Below are 26,693 nucleotides of genomic sequence, written 5' to 3' on the forward strand. Positions count from 1 at the left end.
TACTTTTTATTAATGATCTATTGCTCCAGCATTTCCCGGTTCAGGTATGGGGTTATTTCAATTAATGCAACAGGTTTATCGATCCCTTCCTGATGCTTTCAGTACCATTGGCCAGTTTTATTTTCATCACATAGAAGTATACGCCCATGGGCTGCACCTTTCCTTTTTGTTTACCATCCCAGCCCATGCTTGCATCGTTGCCTTCGTACAACAGTTCACCCCACTGATTGAATACCTTCATATTGATGCTTGCGATGGACATTCCATAGGCCCGGAAGATCTCATTCTTACCATCGCCATTGGGAGAAAATGAATTGGGAATATATACTTCATCGGTCAGCGTGGTGCCTTCTCCCTTGCCAATAGCACTATTGAGGCAGCTTTCAACACCCAATGCGATCACGCTGATGGTTATTTTTTCAACCGGTTGCAGGTTGATGATATTATGGGTTGTACCCAAACTGCCCGATGTGGGCGTGATATAAGGACTGCCATTCACCGATACGATATAACCGGTGGCGCCGGGAACAGGCTGCCAGCTAAAGCCGATGGTACTGCTGGTTACCGTTGCCACAGCCACTATCGGCGTTGCCAGTGGCGCGTTGATGGTTACTTTTTTAGTAGCAGAAGCAACACAGCCGTTTACGCTTACCTGTAGTTGTAAGGTATATACGCCACTGTTGGGAAACTGAATGCCATAAGGCCCGGCGCCGCTGCCATATTGCACGGTAGCGCCGGCAAAAGCATTCCAGTTAAAGATGGCGCCGACGGGCGCATTGCCGGTATAGGTAACAATTTGCGGCGTATTGGGACAAACCGCATCGGGATCTACCGTGAAGGATGCCGTAGCCGCTGGCTTAACTATTATCTCCACACTGTCTGCTGAAGTACAGCCATACTGATCTTCTGCGTTCACCAGGTATTTGGTAGTAACAGGTGGCGTTACCACCACTGCCGAACCGATGACACCGCCCGGGTTCCAGGTATAGGTATTCGGGCTTGCACTTGTAGTATCGGCATAAATAGTAGTGGGCATCCCTGCACACACCTGCAAACTGGTTGCCTTTGCTTTCACCGGCGCAGGCGTTACCAGCGTCACGGTGCCGGTATAATTCCGCACACAACCGTTTGAATCTGTAACATCGCAACTATAAGTGCCGGCTGCTAACCCAGCCGCAAATGGCGTTGTTTGCGCGGGTGTCGTGTTCCATTTATAAGTAAATGGTTTTACCCCGCCGCTTACCGTTAATAAAATATAGCCATTGTCAACAACGCCGCAACGGGCCGGCAGTACTGAAGGTGTTACAGTATAAGGTTGAATTTGTTCGCCGGAGATAGCCATAACCAATGCGCGGGAACCGGTACCAGCGCTGGAATCTGTTATAGTCACCGATTTCACCATCTTGTTCTGATTGGCGCAGCTGGTCATAAAATCCTGGCTAAAAAAGCTTGGCGAGAAGCCTACACCATCCACAGAGAATGGCCCCGTGGTGTCGCGTTGAATACGGCCCGGGCCGGAATACTGTACATTGGTGAAGCCCACGTACCAGTCGGCCAGCGGGGCATAGGTTAGCGCCCGTTCGGTAGTACCATCTGTATAGTTGATGTCGATATTCAAATTGCTGGAACCTTCTGTAGAAAATGCCAGGATGGACAAGTGCGCATAATAACCGGGCGTAACAAAAGTGAGCGTACCAGCACTCCGGGTACTATCAACCGTACCAAACTTCGACAGATACAAAGCATTCTTGCTGTCATAAGGCGCCATTTGATAAGTACGGGTGCCATTTACAATGGTGCCGTTATCAACCATACCGCCCGTTAAATTATTGGCAAGGGCAAATGCTTGCGAATACAACACGTGGCGCATTACAAATGGGCTGCCATCGATCATGGTAGAAGTGGTGGCCAGCACACTTGTTCCTGTTTCCGCCACTACATCATGGTGATAACCAGTCACCGCAATGGGGTTGTAAACAGTTTGCGCATAGCTGCTCATTTTAATGATCAGCAAACCCAGGAGCATACAGAATCGCATGCTGTTCTTGCTGAAGTTGTTACCGTGCTGTGTGTTCATCAGTAAAGGCTTTGCTTTTTATAATATTTTCTAAATTATTTTTTTATCACCTTTCGTGACACCGTATGATCGCTGTACACCAGTTTTACCACATACACCCCGCTGGCATAACCTGAAAGGTTGAATTGATAAAGCGTTGCCGGCGGGTTACCGTTCACCCGCTTCTCCGCTACTTTTTGACCGGAGCTATTGAACACACTGATGGCTTTCAGATTTACCGGGCTGTTTATGAATTGTACCATAAGCGGTCCGCTTGCCGGGTTTGGCGTAATCAGCCAGCCCTGATTTTCCAGGTTGGCATTACTGCTTTTTGTATACAGGTTGATATCGTCCAGGTAAACATTATTCTCGTTGCCGGTTGAATTGGCAAAGGCGATCATCACCGGTCCTTTATTGATCCAGGGGGTGAGGTTTACCGAATCTTTACGCCATTCACTGGCGGCAGGGATAAATTCGCTGGTGGTAAGGGCGCTGCGGGTAGCCAGGGCGCCGCCCCATTTCTTATACAAACTGGTAAACGTATTACCGCAATCTGTACTAACCAGTACCTGCAGGGTATCCCAGTAGTTGAATAAGGTGCCTGTAGCAGTTTTTATCGCTGCTGCCACCTGGAAAGTCAGGTAAGCAGAATCGGCATTGGCCAGGGTGAGCTGCGGCAACCGCAGGTAATCTATTTGTCCTTTTTGGGTATAGTTGTTATTGCGCACCACTATTGATCCATTGCCGGTTTTAGCTATCCCGGTTACGCGTTCCCAGGTATAGGAACCATCAGGATTGATAATATCCCAGCCGGTTGCAGGAAATGTTTCCGATTCAAACCCTTCGGTCAATGGCGGCGCAATAGCGGTGGGATATACAAATGATTTGCTTAGCGTATCATTCGCCGGTCCCAGATCGGTAGTACCGTTGGGCGACGTCAATTGTATTTTAATAGTATGAGAACCGCTATTACCAGCTGCTACCGGATTTAATGTAATGGCTGCTGTCGACAAACTTGCCAGTGATCCCGTCCATTGGGTTTGCACCGCAGGGCCGCCATCTACGCTGGCATTGATCACCAGCGACGTCAATGGCAACGAACCATAATTACGTATAGTGATGGATGGCTGGAATTTTGTATCGCACACCCGGTTTACCGGGTTATCGATGCTAACCATTTGCGCATCGTTACTTTGTAGTGGCGATACGGCGGCATTGGATGTAGTAAGTGATAAACGGTAAGCATTCAGGGCCGCTTCCATCCTGGCTACCTGTTGCAGCGTGAACAGGGCCATACAACCATCGCTGCTGTAATCCATATAATTCTGGTACATAATGCCAGGCGCTGTTGGCGAACACGCATCGGTAACCACCCCGCTGTGACAGCCGGATGAAGCATCTGACTGGTTCGGCGTGTCGTTCACATTGTCACTTCCGGTACAGGCGCCATCATCATCGCCCCAGATATGAAACAGGAAAAAGTAATGTCCGCTTTCATGGGTAAGGGTACGGCCATCATTATAACCTGTGAGCGAACCGCCGGGCAACGTGGCGCTGTACATAACCACCCCCTGTTCATCTGCGGTGGAAGTACCGGGAAAAGTGGAATACCCCAGCAATCCACCACCCAGCGTACATACCCATACATTCATGTATTTTGTAGAATTCCAGGCATTGGCCCCGCCCGTACTGGCATGTTTTACATAATTGTTTGTCTGGCTAAAAGTTTGCTGCGTGGTCACCACCCGCTCAATACCGTTAGTAGGCTGATTCGTGGGCGTGCGTTTGGCCAGCACAAACTGGATCTTTGATTTTCCAAACAAAGGTTTGAAGGCCGGAAGAATATTTACAGAATCTGGATTCAGTCCGGCAAAATCCCTGTTCAGCACCGCCACCTGGTCTTCGATCATTTTATCGGTAACGGCACTGGGATCGGGCAGTACAATATGAAACACAATTGGAATGTACACCGGCGTTGCTTCTACCCTGGCGCCCGGGTTATTTGCCCGCGCAGCAGCCAGTTGTTGAATCAGCTGTTTGTCGCTTTCATATCTCGCGCGCAGTGCTTCATCTTTTTCAAGGGAACGTTGCAGCACCTCCATGGTTGCACATCGCTTTATGGGCGTTTGTTGCGCAATTGCACGGAGCCCCAATCCCTGCAGCAAAACCAGCACCGCTACACAACCATATTTCTTTAAAAACATCTTTTATAAATTTCTTTTATCTAATGTATTTCCTGCGTTTCGCGTTCGGCGTTTCGCGTTCAGCGTTTCGCTTTTACCAAACATTTCTCGGACAACCATCATCGTATTTATTGCCGATGATAAAACCTAAAACCAATTCATGCGTACCGTGACTATACTGGTTCAAAGTGGTAGTAGAATAATCATAGGAATATCCCACCTGCACCCTGTTAGATACATTGATGCCCACCATACCGGCAAACCCATATTTCATGCGATAGCTGGCGCCCACCCACAAAAAATCCTGGTATTGCAGCTTGGCGTTCACATCTACCTGTACCGGTAATGGGTTGATGTATTTCACCAACACCGAGGGAATAAAATTGAAATCCTCATCCGGTAAAAAACGGTAGCCGGCAGTAGCGAACAAATGAGGAAGCAGCCGGCCACCGGTTTGTTTCACAGTATTATCTACAAAATCAATTTTCTGTGGAATGATCTGTTGGGCAGATAACCCAACAAAATAATCGGCTGAATACAGGTATAAACCGGCACTGAAATCAGGGTTGAATTTATTCAGCGTTCCGCCGTTATACACGGCGGGATCAACCGGCACCGCAAACTGCAGTTTATCAGTATGCAACCCGGTGCGGGAAAACCCGGCACCAAAACCTGCAGCCAAACTGGTACGCGGGCTGATACCAATATGATACGCATAAGTCACATACCCCGAAAATGTAGCTAAGGGTCCGGCCTGGTCATTAATGATCTGCACCCCAATGCCATGATGCGGTTCCGCCGAAGTATATTCTTCCCAATAGCGCTCCCCTCTTGGGTTTTCACCCGGCATTGGAAAAGAGGTAGGCGTAGTACGATAATCCTTTTTCCCTAACGGTGTATGCGCAGTGAAATAAGTAGTAACCGGCGCCCCATCGATCCCCGCCCACTGATGCCTGTGACTCAACTTGATATCCGTATAATTCTCGATACCCGTTAATGCCGGATTGAGGATATACTGATTGAGGATGTATTGTGTGTAGTGCGGTTTTTGTTGTGCTTTTAGTTGCAAACAAGCCACAGCTAAACATAGAGCCATTAACTTTTTCATGTGCTTACGTTTTAATCATGAATCGGCAATCGTGAATCGGCAATCCGCGACGCGGCCTTCCCCTATCAACATTATCAACTCCGTCAACTCTATCAACCTGCCTTCCTCGTCAACTTGTCAACCAGTTAACCCGTCAACCATGTATTTCCCTCTATCAACTTTATCAACCCTATCAACTATGTCAACTACTTACTCAAGACTTTAAACTCAGTACGTCTGTTCCTCTGCCTCCCCTCCGGATCATCAGACCCATCTTCATGTTTATTGGGAGCAACGGGCATGGTAGCGCCATAGCCCCTGCTTTGCAAACGATTTTTATCGATGCCCTTGCTGATGAGATAATCCACTACTGTTTTGGCGCGGGCTTCGGAGAGGTCCATGTTGTATTTATCTTCACCTTTGCTGTCCGTATGCGCCCTGATCTCTATTACCAGGGTGGGATACTGATTCAGCGAGGCAACCAGTCTGTCTAATGTGGCGAATGATTCCTGTTGCAGGGATGATTTATCAAAGTCGTAGTACACATTATCCATTACGATCACTGCTTCTACTTTCGGTTCTTCTTTAAGCAGCGGAACAACAGGGGTGTCCTTTTTTACCACCTCAACCGGAATATGTTTTTTAAGCGTAAATAATTCCAGGCAACATTCCGCAGAACGGTCAGAGCTTAGGAACACATCTTCCAGCAGATTGGCGGCACTGCCGCGGCTGGTAAAATAGAGATCGTCTTTTATGGAGTTAACCGGGTAACCAAAATTCACCGGCTCGGCCCAGGCATTGGGCGCTCCTTTACTATAAAAGAAATCAAAGCCCCCCATACCTACCCGGCCATTACAGGAAAATACTAATGTACCTGAGGCGTCATGGTAATAAGGCGCCTGTTCATCATTGATGGTATTGATTGTGCTGCCGAGATTTTCTACTTTCACCGGTTTACCAGTGGCATCGAGTGCAGCATACCACAAGTCAAAACCGCCGCTGCCGCCCGGTCTGTCGCTGGCGAATAACAACGTTTTACCATCCGCCAGGATAAATGGTTGTTGAGCGTTATAACCGTGGATATTCACCACGGTGTCCATCAGTACCGGTTCTCCCCAACCCTTGTCCTGTTTTTTGCTTACATAAATGGCCGATGTTTTCTTTCCCCCAATAATCAGCCAGCGCGTGAGGAACAAGGTATTGCCGTCTGGTGAAAGACTGGCAACACCCTGGTGTATTCCTACGCCTTCTGGTAACTCCAACCTGGTTACCTCCTTAACTGCATCATTATCGTAAACCGCTGTGTACAGGCGGTTATAAAAAGGTTTGTTCTTTACAGAATCTTCTACCCGGGTAGAAGTAAAAAGCAGGGTGTTTGTATTCAGCCATACCGGTGCGTAATTGGCGCCACCGGGGTTAATGGCCTGCCCTTGCTTTTCTACCGTGTATAATGAAAGATCGATGCGTTGCAACTGCTCCCTGATAAAATGCAGGTTCAGCACTTCGCTTTTGGCGGAATTGGCATACGCATCTTCTGTTTTATAATTATCCAGGAATCCCTGAAAGGCTTTTTCGGCTTCATCATATTTGCCCAATGCCCGTAAGGTGGCGGCATAATAATATTGCGCCAGTGGCAGTTGAGCGTTATTATAACTAACCGCCTGTTCATAATAGGCAACTGCTTTTACCGGAAAATTCAACAACCGGTAGCTTTCAGCCAGGTTGTATACGGCCAGCTGCGCATTGGGAATGGCAGTCTTTCCTTTTTCCGCAACTGGTTTTACATTATATGGATTGTATTGATCCGGCTTTGTCTTTGTATCTTTTGAGCTCAGGTATTTTTCATAATACCGGGCGGCGGAATAATAATCGCCTTTTTTATAGTAAGTATCAGCAGCCTTCAGATAATCTGCTACAAACTGGCCCCGGGCCGCCATAAAGCCAGGTACAATTACCAGTATGAGAATTATTTTTTTCATCGCAGTTACATTGTGAGTTGTGAGTGGTGAGTGGTGAGTTGGTCTCCTCACTTCATCATTTCTTTACATATCTTCCCTCGCGAACTTTAAGCCTTTCTATAACCTCGGGCAGATGAAATGCTCTTCAGGTGTTTTGACCTTTTTCCTGCCCGTAACGGAAAGGGATAATTCAAAACTGTTGCTGCCATGGGCCATTTTTCCCAGCGCAGATGTATTTACATCGTAGCTTAACCCCAGCACCATGTTATTGTGCGTAAACCCAACAAATGGTGAAATGGCATCCTGTATCCTGTAATTGGCGCCCAGCATTACATCGGTGCCTGCAGCGGCATTTAACTGCACATAAGCGCCCGCCATTTTCTCTTCTGCGGTTCCCTGTTTTGTATATAAAATATTTGGCGTAACACTAAACAACTCCGAGATAGTAAGCCGCACACCGGCGTGACCGGTATACCGCATTGGTAATTGCGCATTGGCGTTGCTGCTGAAATAATCTTTTGGCTTGGTGAGGTGCGACACGGAGAACCCTGCATACACATTGGCCATTTTACCTGGGGTGGCATCAAAGTAGAGCACACCCGCGCCGGCATCGAAAGAAGTTGTTTTTGTTTTGCTGAAACCATCAGTGGAGGAACCGGGATTAAAACCGGTAATGGGGTCCCATTGATCGCCGAAAGTAAATTTGGAAGCATTGAAGCCGCGCCAGATCATGCCCAGTTGTAAACCCATTACCACGTGATGGTTTTCGTTAGGGCCGAAGCGAACGCCCGTATAGGCTAAATTGGCATAAGCTGTAGTATAATAATAACCGCCATCGCCGGCAGTCTGGTTCAACAGGTTAAGACCCAGGTTTACATTATTATTGGTAACAACCTCACCACCCAGTCCAACAGTTGAAAAGGGTTTGCTGATATTGCCCCACTGGTTCCGGTAAATACCTGAAATGCGGTAATCTCCATCGAAGGCGCCGGTAAGTGCCGGATTCAACCAGGAAGGATATACGTAATACTGCGTAAAATGCGGATCTACCTGTGCCCGCAATGCCTGCGCCCCGGTAATAAACAGTAACAGCGTCAATAATCGGCTGACAAATGGTCCTCTCATAGCAGTTTAATTTTGTAGTTTTTTACATCACAAAAGTGGTTTTCATAGGGCCGTATACATTGGGTGGTTTTTCTTATTAATATTTTTATAAGGGCAGGCAATCGTTGTTATTAATATTGCCAGGAGATCCAGGCCTTTCCATCCTTCGCACTCACCATATCATAATGCGTGGAATCCAAACGCACCAGGTAATACCCGCTGGCATCGGTAAATTGAATAGCTGTTTTGTATACGGGAATTGAATCTGCAGTGGGCACTGTTCCCAGTGTTCCGTAATAAGTGAATGACACGCGGCCATCACCGGTAAAATTTGGTGGCCGGTAAGCAATACCGTAGGGTAATGACAAGCTGTTGTTCACCAGCTTTACAGAACCTGCCAGATCATAAGGTATACCTGACTGGGTGCCATATTGAGGCCAGTAAAGCAGGAAGTAAAAATTGGTGGTCTTTGTAATACCATAAGCATCATTGACACCGTTTACATGGAATCCTGTGGGTGAGATCCAGTAACCGCCCTGATCGAGCGCATACTGCCACCAGCGGCGTGGCGCATCCGGATCATTATTGATCGGCTCGCCTGAGCCTACAATAGAAGAGGACGTTCCGTTTACAGTAAATGTCATCGTTGGGCCAGAATTGCTGTAACTGATGTTATTCAGCGATGCAATAATATTGGCGCCATCTACAACAGCCGGTGATAAAGCAATACCATCCGGGGTATAATAATAACCCGTGGTAACGGAATGTACCGTGCCTTTATCATCTACCCAGGTAAGGGTGATGGTGCGCGTTGTTTGATTTACCTTGATCTCGTATTGTGAACTACCAATTACCAGTCGTTTGAAATAAGTGATGTATTTGCTGATGTTGGCAAACGGGCGGTTTGCGTATTGCCTGTTATAATAAGCCTGCATCTCTGCCTGCGTAGCCTTTACCAGGAATGCCTTGCTTTTATTAAAGCGGCCGGTGAGCTTTACAGAATCTTTCACCACACTATCGATAGCAAATTCAAAATCAGAACCCAGGCCGGCGCCATAATCACCGCCATTCACGCTGCCATCGGGATCGGACAGCACATGCACATAAGAATAGGTATCGAAGATCAATGAAGGTTGTTGTAAGGCCTTCAACCGGTAACTGGCCGTCATGGGGGTAACAGCTGAAGCCGAATCAAAATCAGAGAACATTTCCACCCGGTTGCTGTCATTGAATTTAAAATAGAAGGCTACTACCCCACCCTTTAAACCAGCCGGATAAATAAAACCTTTCCAGCCATATTGGGCGCCCGTCAATGCTTTTTGATCTGCAGCCAGGGTTTCGTTCAACCGTTCATCGATCGATTTATCGAATACATGATCTTCTTTTTTATTGCAAGCAGCCAGTCCTGTTATTGCTGCTATGGTGTATATGAATATCTTTTTCATTATTAGTGTATTTTTTCGTGAAACGTCGAACGTGAAACTTGAAAGGACTCACGAAATCCGATACCCGCTATTATTCTCCTGCCTTTATCAACTCTATCAACCCTGTCAACTCTATCAACCTGTATTCCTGGTTAACTGGTCAACTTGCTAACGTGTTAACCTGTCAACCCGTCAACGTATCAACTTCTCCACCTGCGCTCTAACTCTTGTTTGAAGGCTGTAAAAATTTATCCCCCAGGTGTCTTTGAAATAATTGACTACGATCGCCTCCTTCTGGCGCAACTTGCTTACCGCCTGGGCCTGGGTTACATTATTGGAGCTGGTGCCGGGCGGGATGCTGTTCACAATAGCGTCAAAACCGCCTTTTCCTTCTATCAGCATCATTGCGATCATTTCCACAAAATCTTCATCGGGCGCCGATTCCGCATAAGCCGTCACAAACCCGTCCCTGTTGGCATTGGCATCCGACACGTTGTTCCAGTTGGAAGAGTAGAATCCTACAGTAATGGTTTTATAATCCTGCGGATACATAATGGTCTGGTGAAGAATATGCCCGAACTCATGTTCAATGGTGTGGAACATTTGTTTGATATTGAAAGAATCGGAAGGCTTATAATCTGCATTGCCTTTTATGCGAAAATCGTTCAGCACATACAGCACTACTTTTCTTCCGCCTTCGGCAGTACCCAGCGTAATAGTACCATCCGTATTCCAGCTGGCGCTGCCGGCCAAGGCAAAGAACTTGGGCACATATTTTTTCATGAACATCGAATCCTTTTCTGCGATGTAGGTATCCAGCCACACCTTTTTTATGGAACTCAATACCGGGATGATCTTGTCTTCTTTGGGTGGCACAAGGGTTTTATTCAGGCTCAATTCAAACTGGTCCCATTTATATTTTACGGCTATATTGAAGGGCACGGTTAAACTGTCGTTGATCCATTTGTCTATAGGAGTTGCAGTCCAGGTATCGCCGCCCAGACCCGGAATGTTATCAACCTTATCGAGCGATTCCTTTTTACAGGAAGCGAGTGAAGCAATAAGGCAAAAGCCGAAAACTATTTTTTGCGTATGGTTCACCAGGAAATTTTTTATTTGTTTAAGCCTTTCCAGCAAGGGCACTAACCAACGGGGTACCCGGTGATCGATGATCAGTCCGTCGTACGACTGGTACATATGTTTCCAGCCGCGGGCAATAGTGATGGGTATTACTTTGGCTGTGGGTCGCTTGTTAGTATACATGTTGTTCATCTTTGCTGGTTTTAACGTGGGTTTAATTCTACGCCCGACAATCTTGCTGATTCCGGTATTTGAAACACCCGGCGTTTGTCACTGGCAGCGAGCACCAGTTTTTGTCCGTCGGTTGTATTGTGTGTCACAGGCAGATTATAGCGCAACAGATCGAACCAGCGCATCCCTTCCTGTACAAATTCTGCGCGTTTAAAATCAAGCAGGGTGGCCAATGTTGCCTGCCGCGGATCACTTGTGTTATAATAGCTTTGCATCTTACTGGTTGTGATAGTATGACTGGCGGCATTATAATTATAAATACGAGTGGAGGCGTACGTATTGAGATCCGCCAGCGCGGCGGTGAGATTATTAAGAAAGATATTGGCTTCAATCCGGTTAAACAATGCTTCTTCTGCCGTGAACAGCGGCACCATTACATAAGGATAACCAATGGTAGCGTTTACCGACGCCCGCACAAAATATTCATTGACCTTGGGTATCATGTAATTGTTGGTACCTAATGTATAAAGCTGGCGGGTGAAGGCAAACGTACCGCCGGTTACGTTTGAATTCAGGATCTCTGTCCTTTTGTCTGCATCCATACCATACCGCTCGTTGAAATAATTCCTCGCCCATAGAGAAGCAGTTTCCACCAGCAACAGGTTTGCCGGCTCGGATGCTTTTGCATACCGCGCCCAGAGTTCATTATAGGTTAGTGTTAAATAGTCGGTGTTCCATGGGCGTAAAATGGCCGTTACGTTGCTACCGGGAATAACCGCATTGGCATAACTGAGCGTTTTCGCATAGTCCTGTTTGTACAGATAAAAACGGGCGGCAAATGCATTGGCGGCAGCTCTGGTAAAATGATAACGGGGAACGGTATAACGCGTATCATCCAGCAGGGGCAAACCAGCCAGCAGATCTTTCTCGATCATCTCGTATACATAGGCTACGGTTTTGCGGGTATACTTCTGAAATACTACTTTCTCAGGAGTGAGCACATAAGGAATGCCCGGATCTGATTTTGAATTATTGGGATCATAGGGTTTGGCAAACAACGTAACCAGCATAAAATGCGCATAGGCACGGCACAACAATGCTTCGGCTTTTTGCGACGAATAGTTCGCCGTATCGGGCGCCTTCAAACAGGCGTCCAGGGCCTGGTTGGCGGCGGCAATAGCCGAATAACACGCATCCCAGTATGCCTCCGGCGAATCCTGCTGATTATCGGTTACGTCCTTGAAAAAATAAGGGTTTACAACAGTAAGGTCTGTACCGCCTGTACCCTTGTCATTTACGTTATCTGAAATAGATTCGGTAAATGCCATGTAATTACTTTGCGGGTAAGCAGTAGCCAGCAACTGGCTCACCTGCTCCGGCGATTCCAACGAAGCCCGGTTGTCGGGGTTCTTTTCCAGGAATTTCTTGCAACTGCATATTCCCAGTAATAAGATAAATGCCGTATATAATATTGCTCTTTGCATAATTCAGGTTTCTGTTTCAAGTTCCAGGTTTCAGGTTCCAGGTCTCTTCCGCAACGGCTTATAGCCTGAAGCTTGTAGCCTGCTGCTGTATTCTCAAAAGCCTAACTTAAGCGATAGTGTAATTTGTTTCTGCACAGGCTGCGCTACGCCCCCGGAATTAAAGAACTCGGGGTCTTGTCCACGAAGTTTTTCATCGCTATATATCAACCAGGGGTTCGTAGCAGCAGCAGTTACACTGGCATTGGCTAACCCAAATCGCTTTGTCATTGTATTGGGCAGCATGTAGGCCAGTGATACGGTTTTCAAACGTACCAGGTCACCTTTGGCTACCCGTTGTGTTGAATAGTTATAGTTGTTGTATGGATAAGCGCCGTTTAACTGCGACTGGGCAAATGCATCCAGGATCGAAGGCACATTGGTATATTTTTCATCACCGGGCATACCCCAGCGATCATAGAATTCCCTGGGCATGGCATCCAGATCGGAGTAACTGGTTTTGAATGCCGGGTACAACCGGATCCTGTTACCAGCCTGGTAAGTCACAAACACATTCAGCGAAAATGCCTTGTAGTTAAACGTGTTTGAAAAACCACCCGTGATGGTAGGATCAACCGGGCCTTCGTATTTCAAATTATCGGTTGACTCCGACTGCATGTATACCGTTGAACTGGTTTTACCATCTTCATCAACAAACAGGGGATAACCGGTAAAGGGTTCCAGCCCTTTGTATTTTATAGAGAATAAACTGCGTACAGGATAGCCTTCTTTATTGCCGCCTTCTGCACCTACCAGACTAAAGATGTTAGGTGAATTTTTCGCATTGGTGATCTTAGTGGTATTATAACCAAAGGTCAGCGTGGTTTTCCAGCCCCAGTTTCTCTGGCGGATGATCTGTGCGCCTAACAGTACTTCCAGTCCTCTTGAATCCATATCAGCGTAATTAGCCGCTTTATACGCTTCCCCACCGATACCCGATGTTTTAACGGTGCTGATGAGGTCGAAACTTTTACGCTGGTATACATCCAGGCTTATGTTCATGCGCTTGTTCAAAAAGCCGGCATCAACACCCAGGTTGGTCGTATACAATTTCTCCCAGGTAAGATCACTGTTCTCCAGGTTGATCAGCTGGATCTCCGATTCGGTTTCGTTTGCATAAGGCCGGTTGGAAGTAGCATTTTTCAAAACGATACTTGAATTGGTAGCAGGTCCCATACTGGCTGTTAACCCATAAGTGCCACGCACGGTCATGAAGTCAACAGCGGGTATATTTTGCATAAACGGCTCCCTGTCTACGTTCCAGCTACCGGCCAAACTCCAGGTAGGCAGCCACCGGGCTTTGGGCGATTGCCCCAGCTTATTGGAACCATCATAGCGCACGGTACCGGTGAAATTATATTTGGAATCATAGGTATAGGTGCCTGATGCATACATCGCCACAAACCGGTCGTATTCTTTACTCATTTGATAATAAGGGAAATTGGACTCGATCGTTTGTTTCAGAATTTTGTAATCAACAAACGGCACCCCCCCATTATCATACTGGTAACCATAACCGGTATTGGAGAAATTTTGTCTGTCGGCATATTTTATCTGCTGGCCAACCAATGCATTAATGGTGTGCTTACTGCCAATATTTTTTGTATAGTTCAAACTGTTCCTGATGTCGAAGTTCACCAGCGCATCTTCGGCACGATTGTAAAAACCACCGTAGGGCAACACTACTTCCGGCAATGCTTCGGGATTATCCGGATCGCGGTACAGGAATTTGTTGGCGTTCCTGATGGTGGAGGTTTGAGCGGCCCGGTAGGCATTCGCCATATTGGAGTGCTCGGTGATCTGGTGTTCGCGCGTGCTTTTCACATACCGCATAGCGCCTACAAACTCATAGCGGAAATTTTTTGCAAACTTGTACTCCAGGTTACCCTGCAACCGCAGGTCAATAATATTCAGATCGAGGTAGTTGTTCTTTAATTCATTCAGGATATTGAAATCGGCAAAGTTCCTTCTGAAATATTCCAGGTTCCCCTTTTCGTCATAGGCAGTAAGGGTGCGGCTGGTGTTCAGCGCATAGCTGAACGGGTTGATATCAAAATCACGATCATACTTTCCTTCTACAGGGTTGCCGCTGCGGGTAAGCGAACCCGGAGCCTTCTGCTGACGAACCGAACCTACGGTAGCAAACCCGCCACTCAGTTTATCGTTGAACTTATAGTTATTGCGATAGTTCAGGGTATAGCGGCTTACTTTGTCGGCCACCGTCCAGCCATTATCGCCATAATAACTGGTAGAAAAATACGACTGGGCTTTATCAGTACCGGACGAGATGGCGATCGAATGCTCCTGCATGAAATTGTTCCGGAACAACAGGTCGAACCAATCGGTATTGGCATTGGCATACCGCAGCAGGAATTGCTCGATGTTGGCCGGCGAATTCTTCAGCAAGAAATTGCCATTGGCATCCATCTGGTTCAATTCTGAATACATTTTACCAAACACGCCTATATCACTTCTGTCGAGGATGTCGGAAGTAAGAATTCCTTTGCGGTATAATTCTCCCAGCACCGACATTTGCTGGGCCGAATTCATGATATTGTAATCGTTGTACGTTGGTTTAAACTGGGTGCTGAAGTTACCGGTATAATTTACTGAGGTCCTGCCTACCCGGCCCTTCTTGGTAGTGATCACCACTACCCCGTTCATGGCCCTGGCGCCGTATAAGGCTGTTGCAGCGGCATCCTTCAGGATATCGAAGCTTTCGATGTCATTGGCATTTAAACCGGCTACAGCAGACCCTAAGAGCGTGGTAGGGTCACCGCTCGACAGCTGGTCGTTTGAAATGTTCACGATATCTTCCAGCACCACGCCATCCACCACCCACAACGGTTTGTTGTCGCCATTGATGGAAGTAGCCCCGCGGATGCGGATCTTGGGCGCTGCGCCAAAAGTACCCGATACGTTTTGCACCGATACCCCGGCAGCCCGGCCTTCCAGCATCCGGCTCACATCGGTGGTACCATCCATTTTTATATCATCCATTTTCAGCCGCACAGCAGAACCGGAAAACTTTTTCTTGTCAACATTCTGATAACCGGTCACCACTACCTGGTCCATACTGGTAGCTTCTTCTTTCAGTTTTAGTTTAATAAAACCATCCCTGAAGCTGCTTACTTTCACTTCTTCGGTAGCATATCCCGTAACTGAGAATACCAGCACCGCGTCGCTGCTGATATTTTTCAATTCAAACTCCCCTTTTTCATTTGTGGCCACACCCCTGTTTGTGCCTTTTACGAGGATCGAAACACCTGCCAGGGGCACCTCCTTTTCGGAGGTCACCACTCCCTTTACACTTATCTCGTTCATCACAGGCGTGGGATCGCCAGGTGCAGCCGGCGCAGCAGATACCTGCCGCACAGGTACATTGCTTTCGGGCCGCACAATAATACGGTCATCTACCACGATATAGGAAAGTGCATAGGGCGATAATATTTTCTTCAGCACGTCACCAACAGTTTGCCGGTGAGCGGTGATACTTACTTTATTCCTCAGCAATACATCGTTATTGGTATGAACAAAATATACCTTTGCCGTGCTGCCGATCCTATCCAGCGCATCTTTCAGCACCACATTCTTCAATTCAATAGTGATTATTTTATCCAGCACATTCTGTCTCTTCTTCGTATTCACGCCACCAGCCATCAAATGAATGGATGCGCCACAGAGTAGCAGGACAAGGAGCCATAGGGTCTTTAGCCTTTTTCCGGCAGGGCAATAAGATGCTTGTGGTATTGTTTTGTACATACCGTTTCTGGGTTAATATTTTTTAATAAAACTTCTGGAAATTCAACCTGTGAGAGCTACCGGCAATTGCCACCGGTAATAACATATCCTTTATTGTTGGTTGTCTTTTGTACTGTTGCATTCAACGACAGGGCTACCAGGCTCAATGCCCTTTCCACGCTGTCGTTCACTCTGAAATAACCATAAAACACACAGCCGCTCATATCTCCCTGTATAGTAACGCTGGTATTATAATACCGCTCCATTTCCCGGATCACTTTGGTAACCGGCACCCCTGCATAACTAAACCGGCCACTGCTGCGTTGTTTGTAATACACTGCTTCTTCGGGCACATTCCGCTTCTCAATTTCATTGATGGTGATATTATACGTTACGCTCTGGTTCGCATTAATGATCACCGCCTGCAATTCGTTCACAGCATTTACCGTTTGCACTTTCACCCGGCCGGTGGCCACCACTACTTTGGCAATTCCATTAGGATAAGCCTCTACATTAAAGGAAGTGCCCAGCACGGTGGCCATGATATTGGCCGTATGAACAATAAAGGGTTTTTCATGATTGGGTTTAACTTCAAAAAATGCTTCCCCGGTTAACTCTACTTCCCGCGTGTTGCCGGTAAACCTGTTTGGATATTTTAGTTGGCTGTTTGGTTCCAGCGTTATCACGGAGCCATCAGGTAATCTGACTGCTTTTCTTTTACCTGCTATTACAACCTCCTGATCCGCCGGCATAAACAACACACTTTTATTTAGATACCAATACCCTGTTCCTGCTATTATAATGATCAATGCTGCAATGGCCAGTTTCAGACTATGCAACCTGATAACCTGTGTAATCGTAGGGGCTGGGACGTAAATACGGCTATGGATCTTTTCCAGGATCACTTCAGACTGCGCTTTGTCCAGGCTCTGCTTCATGTACGTCATGTCAGTCTCAAAATCCTCAGCCGCTATTTTCTGAATATCTGAAATATCCTGATCGTTCAGGTAATTCAGCAACCATTCTTCCTCTTCACTGGTCAATTTCTTCTGTGCCAACAAGTATTTCAAATAATCCTGTCTGTCTTTCACCAGTTAGATTTTATATATTATAAACACGGTTTAAGGCCATTTTCGGGGGGAGCTTTGGGTTACTTTTTTAGCTTTATATTATATTTCCCCTTTTTTTGTAATTATGAAACAGCCTAAAGCTAAAAGCAGAATACAGGAGCTCCTATTCGAATTGCTTTTGCCTTTAGGCTTTGGCCTTTGAGCTAAAGAACATATCCCATGCCCGAAGCCTTATTCGAATGCTGACGCATGTATTCGCCCAGGCTGGCCATGGCAGCAGACAAGTACTCCTTCACGGTATGTTTTGAGATCTTCATTTCCGCTGCTGCTTCTTCATACGTATAGCCTTCCAGTTTACACAGCTTTATGATCCGTTGTTTTTGGGGAGAAAGGTTATCGATTGCACGTTTCAACAATTGGTAATATTCTTCATATACCGAGGCATTTTGAGGGATGGCCTCACTGTCAACCAGCAGTTTCCGGTGCAGTTCCTGTTCCCGCAGTTTTTTGCGGGTAAAGTCTATTGATAAGTTAAAGCTGATTACAAAGATCCAGTTTACAACAGGCTGTTCATAATTGATGTCCTGCCGTTTTTCCCATAGCCTGATGAATACTTCCTGCAGAATATCTTCCGCCACCAGTGGGTCTTTTGTGAGTTTAAGAATGTTGCGGTATACCACCTGGTAATACCGCCAATACAAACTATCAAAGGCACTCACATCGCCTGCTCGCATTTTTACTACAAGTTTGGAATCTGGGCTCTTCATAAAATGTACGTTTTTTTGTTTTAACTATCGGATTAAGGTTGAACGAATACAATTTCATATAGTAGCAACCAGGCTATGGCTTATAGCTTAATTATTTTCCTGGCGAGCTTATGTTCCGCCGACCGGATAACGATCGTATACACGCCTGCCGCAAACCGGCTTCCGTCAATAATGATCACATTCAATCCTTTTGACAGCGGGTTATTTTTGGCATACAAAGCCCGCCCCTGCACATCATACAGGGTAATGCTGGCCGTTTGTGCGCCGGGCGCGGTAATACGAACAGTTAATACATCATCGAATGGAACAGGCCGTACCGCTACTGTATATTCACTACTTGCCACCGGCGACAACCGGATGTTGTTACTGTATTTCCAGGAGCCGTCTGTATAATACAGTCTCAACCGGTAGTAGTAAAATGGTGCGTGTACGGTTGGTTTATGATCAGTGCTATAAGTTGACTTTGTGTTGGTGTTGCCATTGGCTTTCACATTGGCAATGGCGGTATATAAGGTATCATTGGTAGAATACTCTACTACAAAATGATCGGTATTGGTTTCTTTCGATGTTTCCCACGTAAGTACATTGCTGGTATCTTTTGCTTCGCCATGTAACAGCAACTGATCTGCAGCCAGCGTGTTTGACACCCGGAAATACTGTGTGAACCCGCAGCCAAAATCGGGTGACAGGGATGCAGGATATGCAGGCAGGCCATTGGTATAAGGAAGAACGCTGCCATCTCTTTTAGCAGTGTAGATATACCCTTTTCCTGCAGCGGTATTGGCCCACCACGACAGGCCATCACAATTGGCATCGGTTACTACCAGCCGGTAACAACCATCGGGCAATTCCATGGAATCGGTATAAACCGTCAATGCTGAGGTTGGGCTGCGTTGTTTGATAATATTCCCATTCTCGTCTTCAATGCGCCATTTGGTTTGTGCCGCATAATTATTACTCTTTATCACCATGGCAAACTGGCCTGGCCAGTCGGGCGCGGTTACAAAAGAAGATCCCATACTATTATTAACCGCATATCCGTCAGAATTCCTATTCACCTGTTGAATGGTTACAACAAATTTGTTGATGGAACCGGCGGGCAGGGTTGTTAAAGCCGAAAGATCGGGCAGGATGATGGTGGTATCTTTTGAGGAAGCAAGGGCCATATTAGCAACGCTGTATGTTTGCTGGGTTTGCCCGGCAATACCATATTGCAGATCCAGCGAATTGATGGTAGTGGCGCCCGTATTTCTGATCACCACCACCGGGTTACCACAAATGGGGTTGGCGCGAAAATTCCCTTCATAATCATTGGGCGCAATGATGTTTTCAACAGCCGCATCTACGGTTTGATTATATGCCCCATAAAAGAACAAGGCCGATTCAATAATATAAGAGGCATTTCCATTATCGGTGTACGGTTGAAAATTCACATCTACATTCAGGGGATTGCCCGCAGTTACGGTACCCAGGGTATGAACATTGGTAGACACCTGTTCTCCTGGGCACCAGCCAGCCCGGTTGTACACCCAGGTACCCGACTGCGGATATAAATTATTGCTGCCGCAATTGTCTTTCCAGATTGTTTTGGTTTCTTTTAAACTGTTATTGGCGTATACCTGGTAGTATTTGCTGCAGAATTCCGAACAGCCGGTATTGTCACTTCCATGGCCCGTAACGGCAAAATTCAGATTGGCCTGCTGTGTGTTGGCAGGAACAATTAAGTTGGTTGCAGGCAGGTAATTCTCTATGGGATCAGTGGAACGGCCAAATGGGAAAGCGCCATGCCACAATCTTTTGATCCCGGTCACATTTCTGGGTGGTGTGCCTTCGATAAATGCGAATTTTATATTACCGGTAAAACCACCGGAATAGTTATGATAACTCAACCGGATAGTTGCTGCATTTTTTAGCAGGGGATAAAAATCTGTCACATCGAAATAATACCGTTGTTTCCAGCCCCAGGGTGTTCTGGGATAAGAGGCATTGGCATAGGGTGTAATGAGCCTGGATAATTCAAACGTATCGGTAGGCGTCATTAAAAAATTCTGCACCGTATAATCCCAGTCGCCGCAATATTGCGTACCGGCCGGGCACTGGTATTTACCAAGCGTAAACACCATAATTATTTTGCGATAAGAAACAGTGCCAGTGGGAAAACTTACAGGGGTGTCGAAGTCATTGTACCAGTCGAGCTGTACATCGTTTTGCGCCTGTACCCAGGTTGTGTCGCCGGGGTTGGCTAAACTTTTTGCAGATAGCAGAGAAACAATACTGAGCAATAATATAAATGCCCGTACAAAATGGCTCATTTGTTGCAGTTGAGTTTTGGTTGTCTAACTATTTATATCCGATCCGGGAACCCGACCTGTGTTTCGAAAACATCAGATCATGAACGTTTTTCAAATAGTACGGTTGGTCTATATATTATTATTACGTTAATAGACTAAAAAAAGGGGGAGACAGGGTGACTACAACACCGGGACAACATCGGGACAAACGCGTTTTTCCACATTTTAGCCCCCCTTTTCAGGTATTTACTTAACTCATAATACATAACAAGAATACAACCTCGCTAAATTCAGCTGTAAGCTTTAAGCCATAAGCTATAAGCAAAAAACAAATACATTCCCTGCAACCACGCAAAACGTGGCGTCAGCCTAACGGGTATGTAAACATGACCTAAGGCTTACAGCTTATTGCTTATAGCTTACGGCTTAAAGTGAGGCTACCAGCTCTTCAAGCGCCACATCGTCAATTACATTGATTTTTTTACGAATACGCTGTCGGGTTTTTTTAATGGAATCGGGAGCAATGCCTAACATGCCGGCCATTTCCCGTTTCGACAGATTTAATTTCATCAGGGCGAGTAAACGTTGTTCCGAAGGAGTTAAATCGGGGAATCGTTGTTTGAGTGTAGAAAAAAATCCTATTTGTACTTTTTCGAATAAGTTCCGGAATTCATTCCAGTCGTTTTCCGTAAGGATGGAATACTGTTTCAGCTTAGCGGCAATCTCTTCTTTTTCCTGCAGCATGATATACTGTTCGGGTTGTGCGTGCAACAGTTCGATTTCCTGTTTAAACTGGTTGATCAGCTGGTTCTTCTCCCGCACGCTTTCGATATAATAATGCAGCTGCCTGACGGCGTTATTGAGTAATTCTTTATTTTTCTTTTGTTTTAACTGCTGCCGGAAGATGAGCTGGGCGGCAATGATCAGCACCAGCAATATCACCACTATGATAAAATTGCGCACCAGCACCATTTTGCTTTTTTCACTTTCCAGCAATTTTATTTCCGACAAATGCAATTCCACTGCAACTTTCTGCTCAGCCTGGCTGAACACCAGCGCATCGCGCCGCTGGTTCAGCTTACCCACCACCCGCCGGGCAGTATCCAGGTAGGCAAAAGCACTGTCGTATCGCTTTTGATACTTGAACAAGCGCGCCTTTTGCAATGCATAGTATACAAAGGGCCGCCGGTCGGTTTGCCTGCTAAGCACATCCCGTGCTTCGTCCAGTTTTAATGCAGCCGCCTGTACCAGGTGTTTATCAAGATCCAGATCTGCCAGCATGATGATGGTATTGGCGGCGCTGGTCCATTCCCTGCTGGCCATGCTTAGCTCATAGTCTGTTTTTAATAACGGAACAGCTTCGTCGTAGTGTTTTAAAAAGTAATACACCGAACCCAGGTTACCCGAAAGAATACCCGTCCAGGCAACGTTATGGATGGCGCGGGCGGTATCCAGTCCCCGGTTGAAATACAGAATGGCGCTGTCGTACTGCTTTAATTCCCGGTAAGCCAGTCCCAGGGTATTCAGCGTTCGAATGGCATACAGGGAATTGCTGAATGAATACCTGATAGCTTCGGTTAAATACAACCTTGCCTTTTCGTAATTTCCGAAATCGCAATAGATATAACCCAGATCATATAAATAACGGCTTGCATGCGGATAATTCTCGTAGCCTATTTTCTGGATAATGTTATTGGCCCTTATCATGTATTCAAAGGCCTGGGGAAATTTATCCTGTTTGTAATACAACCAACCCATATTGTTATAGATCTCCGCTTCGGATTCTTTCAGCTCCAGTTGCGAAGCCATATTGAGTGCAGTAGTGAAGTACTCCAGCGCTTTGCCATTACGCTGGTTACTGAAATATTCCTTGAGGTAATCGCCCATAGCCATCACCGAAAATATTTTCAGGGGCATATCATGGATGTTGGTAGCCCATTGGTACATGCGGTTCAACGCAACAAACGCCTGGGTGGAATCGAGGTGAATGAGCTGATCGTTATAGATCTTCCTGGCAACAGTAAGCCGGTTTTCCCGGTTGGTATTTTTCAGCACGGACAAAAAATCGGTTTGCCCGGGCCATGCTACAACCATAGCTGGCAATAGCAAGCACATTAGCGCAATAATAGTTCTCATGTTCGTTTAGTTCAATTAAGTCAGCCGTTCTGGTTACATATGTTGCCCTGCTCCCTATAGCATACGACAGGGAGATTGCAAGCAGCAATCATTATTCTAATGGTTAATGCAGGCAAGAATCTGATTCAACATCGATCTTGATAAAAGCGGAGAATAACAGGAATTGAAAAAACAGTCAGTAATGCGATAATAAATAATTATTTGCAATATAAAAAACTATTTTTTTACCAGCACCATGCAACCATTTCAATAGTTTATTGTGCGTTATCGTTGCTAAACATTAAGCATACACATAATCATAACATTAAATTCATTCTGTATAGAAACAGGACCATTTAAATTCGCACCTGATTATTAAGATATTTTTTTCGGGGATCAGAAAGGCCAGCTGAAGTTGTAATCTGCCATGAAAATTATAACATACAGGCCGGCCGTTAGTGCCGGCTCTATATCATATTATCATTATATATCTATTTTTATATTTTCAATAAACAGCAGGGGTATGCGTTAAAAAAAAAGGGGCCGGCAGTAACGCTGGCCCTTTTTATTGCTACGGTAACAACTCTTTAATTTTTACCTGTTGAAACACCAGGTCGCACTGGCTGCTTTCATATACAATGCCAATCGTTTCGGCATCGATGCTGGTCATACAGGAGTAGCCGCGGCTTTTCCATTCATCGAGCAGGATCTTTTTATTGGTTTGCCAGGTGGCGCCATCATCATAACTTACTTTGATGGTCATATGATGCCGCAGTGTTTTTGAATCGGGATTGGCAAATAACAGGATCGATTTCTTTTGTCCCTTCACCACGTACTTATGCCGCAGGATGCTGGCCATACAAACCGGTTCGTGTAAAGCACCACGGCTGGTTGGATGTTCAGTCCAATCCTCACCCAGGTTACGGGTTATGGCAATTACCCGGCCGTTGGTGTCACCAGTATCTTTTTGATTTTTATTGCAGCGCATGTTCAACATAACCGTGCCATCGCTCAACTCCACCGCCATATTCTCGGTGGTGGATTCTTTTGAAGCGCGATTGCTGGTATGCCAGGTTACGCCGCCATCTTTGCTGTACGTGATGTTGGAAAATGCCTTCCCGCTTTTATCGCGGCCTTGTGTAGGAAATACCAGGGTGCCATCATGCAGCGTAATACCTGCACCGGGCGCTGGGGCCCACAACCACCAGGCTTCCTGTTTACATTGTTGAGTAATATTCACCGGTTTGCTCCAGGTCTTTCCATTGTCCACACTTTTTACGATCATAAACTGCGCGCTGTGTTTTTCATCAAACCCCGGTTGTGATCCTTTATTCCGCCATTGATGATTCCAGTTAGTGCTGGTATCCGTAAGCCATTCCACCCATATCCCTTCCTCGCTCAAAACGCCATGCATCCATAAGCCGGCGATAAAAATGGCACCTGTGTTTTTATCAACCAGCACATTTGCGTCAGAAACGCCGTTGAATTTTTCGGGCAGTCCACCCCATTTACCCATATCGATCGCAATCTGCATCGGCAGCCAGGTATTGCCGCCATCGGTACTGCGGCTTACCCCGATATCGATATTCCCCTGCAGATCACGGGCGCTTTCGCGTCGCACATCATAAATGGCCAGCAATGAACCATCTTTGGCTGTTGACAACCCGGGAATGCGATACGTATGCACGCTATCCTGGTTATGTTGCCGCAAAGCAATACCTATACGTTGCTGAAATTTGGCAACGCCTTCAATCTTTGTTGACTTGCCATTCATCATGGCATTGGTGGCGTTGACTGCTACAACATGCGTTAAAGGAACGCCCTTGTTCAATTCAACCGACAGCCAGAAATAATGATCGCCCGGACTTAATGATTGCGAACCCGTTACCGACAGCTTCTCTCCTACTTTGGTTACGCTACCCACCAACTGAATTTTCTCTACACTACCCAGGTTGCGCATACCCGAATCCGCGCCGGTATAATACAGATTGAATTGTTTAATATCCTTACAGTCGGTAGTACCAGCAACATTAAACATCATTTCAGTTAACTGCAAATCACCGGCGCTTCCATTATGCAAATGAATTCGCAAAACAGGATTGTCTTTTTTCTGCAATAAAATAGGTACCTGGTAGTGTTGCTGGGATATTACGATGTCACCAGAAGGGCGCGCAACCGCAAACGCCGGAATCAAACATATCAAAATAACCTTCGTAATAAATATATTTAACTTCATACTGTATTCACTTCAACATTGGACATTCAACATTCATTATTCAATATTAATAACCCGGCGCCTGCACCATTTCAAAATTCTTATTCAACTCACTCTGCGGAATGGGAAAGATATAATACTTATTGTCCCAGATCCGGGTTGATGTTCTTGTTTTTATATAAAAAGCAGGGTCTGATAAACTGTTCCCATCAAACACATCCATTCCGGTAAAATCACCGCCTTGCCGGGCCTCGGGTGTATTGGCAATTTTCCACCGGCGCAAATCAAAAAAGCGGCAGCCTTCATAAGCCATCTCAATACATTTTTCCTGCTGGATCTGTTTACGCATCTCAGCCTGCGCTAATCCGGGCAACAGCGCCGGAATACCACCGCGGGTGCGAATGGCATTCAAATACGTCAACACATCACTGTTGCCAGGATCTGCTTCATTCAATGCTTCGGCATAATTCAAATACAATTCCGCCAAACGAATGTACATGGCAGGACGCACCACATTACCTGCGTTGTTCGACAAATTCCTTGACGGATTGGTGTGCTTACGCACCAGGTAACCTGTTTTGGGAAATTTTGTTTCAGCGCCATTGGCATTGCCTGAATTACCCGCCGGCCAGAACTGCACATAGCTTTGTCCTGTTTTGGCAACAAACGGAATGGCAGCGCCATTAAAGGTGATGGAATTATAAAAACGTGGCTCGCGGTTAACATACATATTGCTGGTACCGGCTACATAATATCCTGTTTTGGCAGTGGCTGCAAAACCGCTCTCCGTATAATTGCTGCCGGTTTCATTGATAGCCTTGCCATTGATCATCCTGTATTTATCAACCATTTCCTGGGGTGCAGACAGCGCCGCATTAAACCCGGTGCCATTCACCGCCCTGGGCGCGGCATCATTTTCCCAGGTTTGATAGGCCGTAACCGCTCGTGTCCAAATGCCTTCTGTAGCCCAGCCCGTAAGAAAAAGATCGCGATACGAATTGAAGGCGGCCACAAACGGATCGGCATTGGTTACTTTGAAAATACTTTTACCATTGGCAACCGCATGATCGATCGCCAGTTTGGTTGCGGCCGCTGCTTTAACCCATTTACCCGCATCATAGCTGGTATTCATCAATTGCTTGCCATCTTTATTTTTATAACCGGCATAATCAGGATTGCCATTGTACAATGGACTGGCATCAAACAACAGCACCTGCGACTTAACCGCATCGATTACCAGTTTATTGATCCGCCCCGCCTGCGTGGCATCTTCTGTACCACCAGCCGTCATATATTTATCGGGCACCATCTCATAAGCGGAATCCATTTCACTCAACACATAATCCACGCACTCCTTCCAGCTGTTGCGGGGCATCTGGTAGTCGTCGTTGTACTTGCCGGGATCATCACCCACCAATATCACCGGCCCGTACAACTTCATCAGGTTCCAGTAAAAATAGGCACGTAAAAAACGGGCTTCGCCTTTATACTGCACCATCAGCTCTTTACCATTAACCTCTTTCAGCAGGTTGGTCTTACTGTTATCAATGTTCTTCATAAAAATATTGGCCATACGAATTCCCTGATAATGGCCCGTCCAAAGATTGATGGCGTTAACACCGCTCAGCTGGCCACTGGCCTGCACCGATGGACTGGCCAGTTCCAGCTCTTCTGTAAAACCAGCCCAATAGCGGGCTGAACCGGTTGTTGTTGACCAGGGATCAACCAGCGCACTGTATACAGATGCCAGCCAGTTCTCGGTTTCTGTTTTATCTGCAAAAACCACATCCGTGGAAACAAGGTCTTTGGGTACGGAATCGAAGAAACCCTTTTTGCAACCGGCTGTCGTTGCCAGAAGGAAGATTATTATTATAAAATTGTATTTCATTTTAAATGATGTTTTTTCGTGAA

Annotated in this window: 15 protein-coding genes; all 15 read right to left on the reverse strand. The window is 46.2% G+C overall.

The features are described 5' to 3' along the window. Window positions 1-61: 61 nt before the first annotated feature. On the reverse strand, window positions 62-2,077 hold the full coding sequence (locus tag NIAKO_RS13685; protein WP_014219034.1) for a T9SS type B sorting domain-containing protein: 2,016 nt from the start codon (window positions 2,075-2,077) through the stop codon (window positions 62-64). Window positions 2,078-2,112: 35 nt separating this feature from the next. After that, complete coding sequence (locus NIAKO_RS13690) at window positions 2,113-4,260, reverse strand: M43 family zinc metalloprotease (RefSeq protein WP_014219035.1); 2,148 nt, start codon at window positions 4,258-4,260, stop codon at window positions 2,113-2,115. 73 nt (window positions 4,261-4,333) lie between these two features. Beyond that, window positions 4,334-5,347, reverse strand: coding sequence for a PorP/SprF family type IX secretion system membrane protein (locus tag NIAKO_RS13695; protein WP_014219036.1), 1,014 nt, complete (start codon window positions 5,345-5,347; stop codon window positions 4,334-4,336). 185 nt (window positions 5,348-5,532) lie between these two features. Beyond that, window positions 5,533-7,305 (reverse strand): OmpA family protein, encoded by a 1,773-nt coding sequence (locus NIAKO_RS13700; protein ID WP_014219037.1) that lies wholly within the window; start codon window positions 7,303-7,305, stop codon window positions 5,533-5,535. A 96-nt stretch (window positions 7,306-7,401) separates the two neighbouring features. Further along, a complete protein-coding gene (locus NIAKO_RS13705; protein ID WP_014219038.1) occupies window positions 7,402-8,409 on the reverse strand; it encodes a PorP/SprF family type IX secretion system membrane protein in 1,008 nt (335 codons plus the stop codon). Between the two features lie 110 nt (window positions 8,410-8,519). Next, window positions 8,520-9,833 (reverse strand): DUF4302 domain-containing protein, encoded by a 1,314-nt coding sequence (locus NIAKO_RS13710; RefSeq protein ID WP_014219039.1) that lies wholly within the window; start codon window positions 9,831-9,833, stop codon window positions 8,520-8,522. A gap of 171 nt (window positions 9,834-10,004) precedes the next feature. After that, complete coding sequence (locus NIAKO_RS13715) at window positions 10,005-11,084, reverse strand: zinc-binding metallopeptidase (RefSeq protein WP_014219040.1); 1,080 nt, start codon at window positions 11,082-11,084, stop codon at window positions 10,005-10,007. 11 nt (window positions 11,085-11,095) lie between these two features. Then, window positions 11,096-12,547, reverse strand: coding sequence for a RagB/SusD family nutrient uptake outer membrane protein (locus NIAKO_RS13720; RefSeq protein ID WP_014219041.1), 1,452 nt, complete (start codon window positions 12,545-12,547; stop codon window positions 11,096-11,098). Window positions 12,548-12,640: 93 nt separating this feature from the next. Beyond that, window positions 12,641-16,345 carry a SusC/RagA family TonB-linked outer membrane protein gene (locus tag NIAKO_RS13725; protein ID WP_014219042.1) on the reverse strand — a complete coding sequence of 1,235 codons (3,705 nt, stop codon included), beginning with the start codon at window positions 16,343-16,345 and terminating at the stop codon, window positions 12,641-12,643. 56 nt (window positions 16,346-16,401) lie between these two features. Then, complete coding sequence (locus NIAKO_RS36700; protein WP_014219043.1) at window positions 16,402-17,415, reverse strand: FecR family protein; 1,014 nt, start codon at window positions 17,413-17,415, stop codon at window positions 16,402-16,404. A 182-nt stretch (window positions 17,416-17,597) separates the two neighbouring features. Continuing rightward, window positions 17,598-18,161: an RNA polymerase sigma factor gene (locus NIAKO_RS13735; RefSeq protein WP_014219044.1), complete on the reverse strand. Its 564-nt coding sequence runs from the start codon at window positions 18,159-18,161 to the stop codon at window positions 17,598-17,600. Between the two features lie 80 nt (window positions 18,162-18,241). Next, window positions 18,242-20,473 carry a peptide-N-glycosidase F-related protein gene (locus NIAKO_RS13740; RefSeq protein ID WP_014219045.1) on the reverse strand — a complete coding sequence of 744 codons (2,232 nt, stop codon included), beginning with the start codon at window positions 20,471-20,473 and terminating at the stop codon, window positions 18,242-18,244. Between the two features lie 405 nt (window positions 20,474-20,878). Continuing rightward, a complete protein-coding gene (locus NIAKO_RS13745) occupies window positions 20,879-22,588 on the reverse strand; it encodes a tetratricopeptide repeat protein (RefSeq protein ID WP_014219046.1) in 1,710 nt (569 codons plus the stop codon). A 550-nt stretch (window positions 22,589-23,138) separates the two neighbouring features. Then, window positions 23,139-24,803 (reverse strand): sialidase family protein, encoded by a 1,665-nt coding sequence (locus tag NIAKO_RS13750; RefSeq protein ID WP_014219047.1) that lies wholly within the window; start codon window positions 24,801-24,803, stop codon window positions 23,139-23,141. Between the two features lie 46 nt (window positions 24,804-24,849). Continuing rightward, complete coding sequence (locus NIAKO_RS13755; RefSeq protein WP_014219048.1) at window positions 24,850-26,670, reverse strand: RagB/SusD family nutrient uptake outer membrane protein; 1,821 nt, start codon at window positions 26,668-26,670, stop codon at window positions 24,850-24,852. Between the last annotated feature and the right edge of the window lie 23 nt (window positions 26,671-26,693).

Origin of the sequence: Niastella koreensis GR20-10, assembly GCF_000246855.1 — a bacterium.
Classification (GTDB): domain Bacteria; phylum Bacteroidota; class Bacteroidia; order Chitinophagales; family Chitinophagaceae; genus Niastella; species Niastella koreensis.

Excerpts from the sequence above, each read along its gene's own strand:
- NIAKO_RS13750 (WP_014219047.1), bottom strand. The coding sequence starts at position 24,803 with ATGAAGTTAAATATATTTATTACGAAGGTTATTTTGATATGTTTGATT.
- NIAKO_RS13755 (WP_014219048.1), bottom strand. The coding sequence starts at position 26,670 with ATGAAATACAATTTTATAATAATAATCTTCCTTCTGGCAACGACAGCC.
- NIAKO_RS13725 (WP_014219042.1), bottom strand. The coding sequence starts at position 16,345 with ATGTACAAAACAATACCACAAGCATCTTATTGCCCTGCCGGAAAAAGG.
- NIAKO_RS13705 (WP_014219038.1), bottom strand. The coding sequence starts at position 8,409 with ATGAGAGGACCATTTGTCAGCCGATTATTGACGCTGTTACTGTTTATT.
- NIAKO_RS13740 (WP_014219045.1), bottom strand. The coding sequence starts at position 20,473 with ATGAGCCATTTTGTACGGGCATTTATATTATTGCTCAGTATTGTTTCT.
- NIAKO_RS13695 (WP_014219036.1), bottom strand. The coding sequence starts at position 5,347 with ATGAAAAAGTTAATGGCTCTATGTTTAGCTGTGGCTTGTTTGCAACTA.
- NIAKO_RS13735 (WP_014219044.1), bottom strand. The coding sequence starts at position 18,161 with ATGAAGAGCCCAGATTCCAAACTTGTAGTAAAAATGCGAGCAGGCGAT.
- NIAKO_RS13715 (WP_014219040.1), bottom strand. The coding sequence starts at position 11,084 with ATGAACAACATGTATACTAACAAGCGACCCACAGCCAAAGTAATACCC.
- NIAKO_RS13745 (WP_014219046.1), bottom strand. The coding sequence starts at position 22,588 with ATGAGAACTATTATTGCGCTAATGTGCTTGCTATTGCCAGCTATGGTT.
- NIAKO_RS13720 (WP_014219041.1), bottom strand. The coding sequence starts at position 12,547 with ATGCAAAGAGCAATATTATATACGGCATTTATCTTATTACTGGGAATA.
- NIAKO_RS13690 (WP_014219035.1), bottom strand. The coding sequence starts at position 4,260 with ATGTTTTTAAAGAAATATGGTTGTGTAGCGGTGCTGGTTTTGCTGCAG.
- NIAKO_RS13710 (WP_014219039.1), bottom strand. The coding sequence starts at position 9,833 with ATGAAAAAGATATTCATATACACCATAGCAGCAATAACAGGACTGGCT.
- NIAKO_RS13700 (WP_014219037.1), bottom strand. The coding sequence starts at position 7,305 with ATGAAAAAAATAATTCTCATACTGGTAATTGTACCTGGCTTTATGGCG.
- NIAKO_RS13685 (WP_014219034.1), bottom strand. The coding sequence starts at position 2,077 with ATGAACACACAGCACGGTAACAACTTCAGCAAGAACAGCATGCGATTC.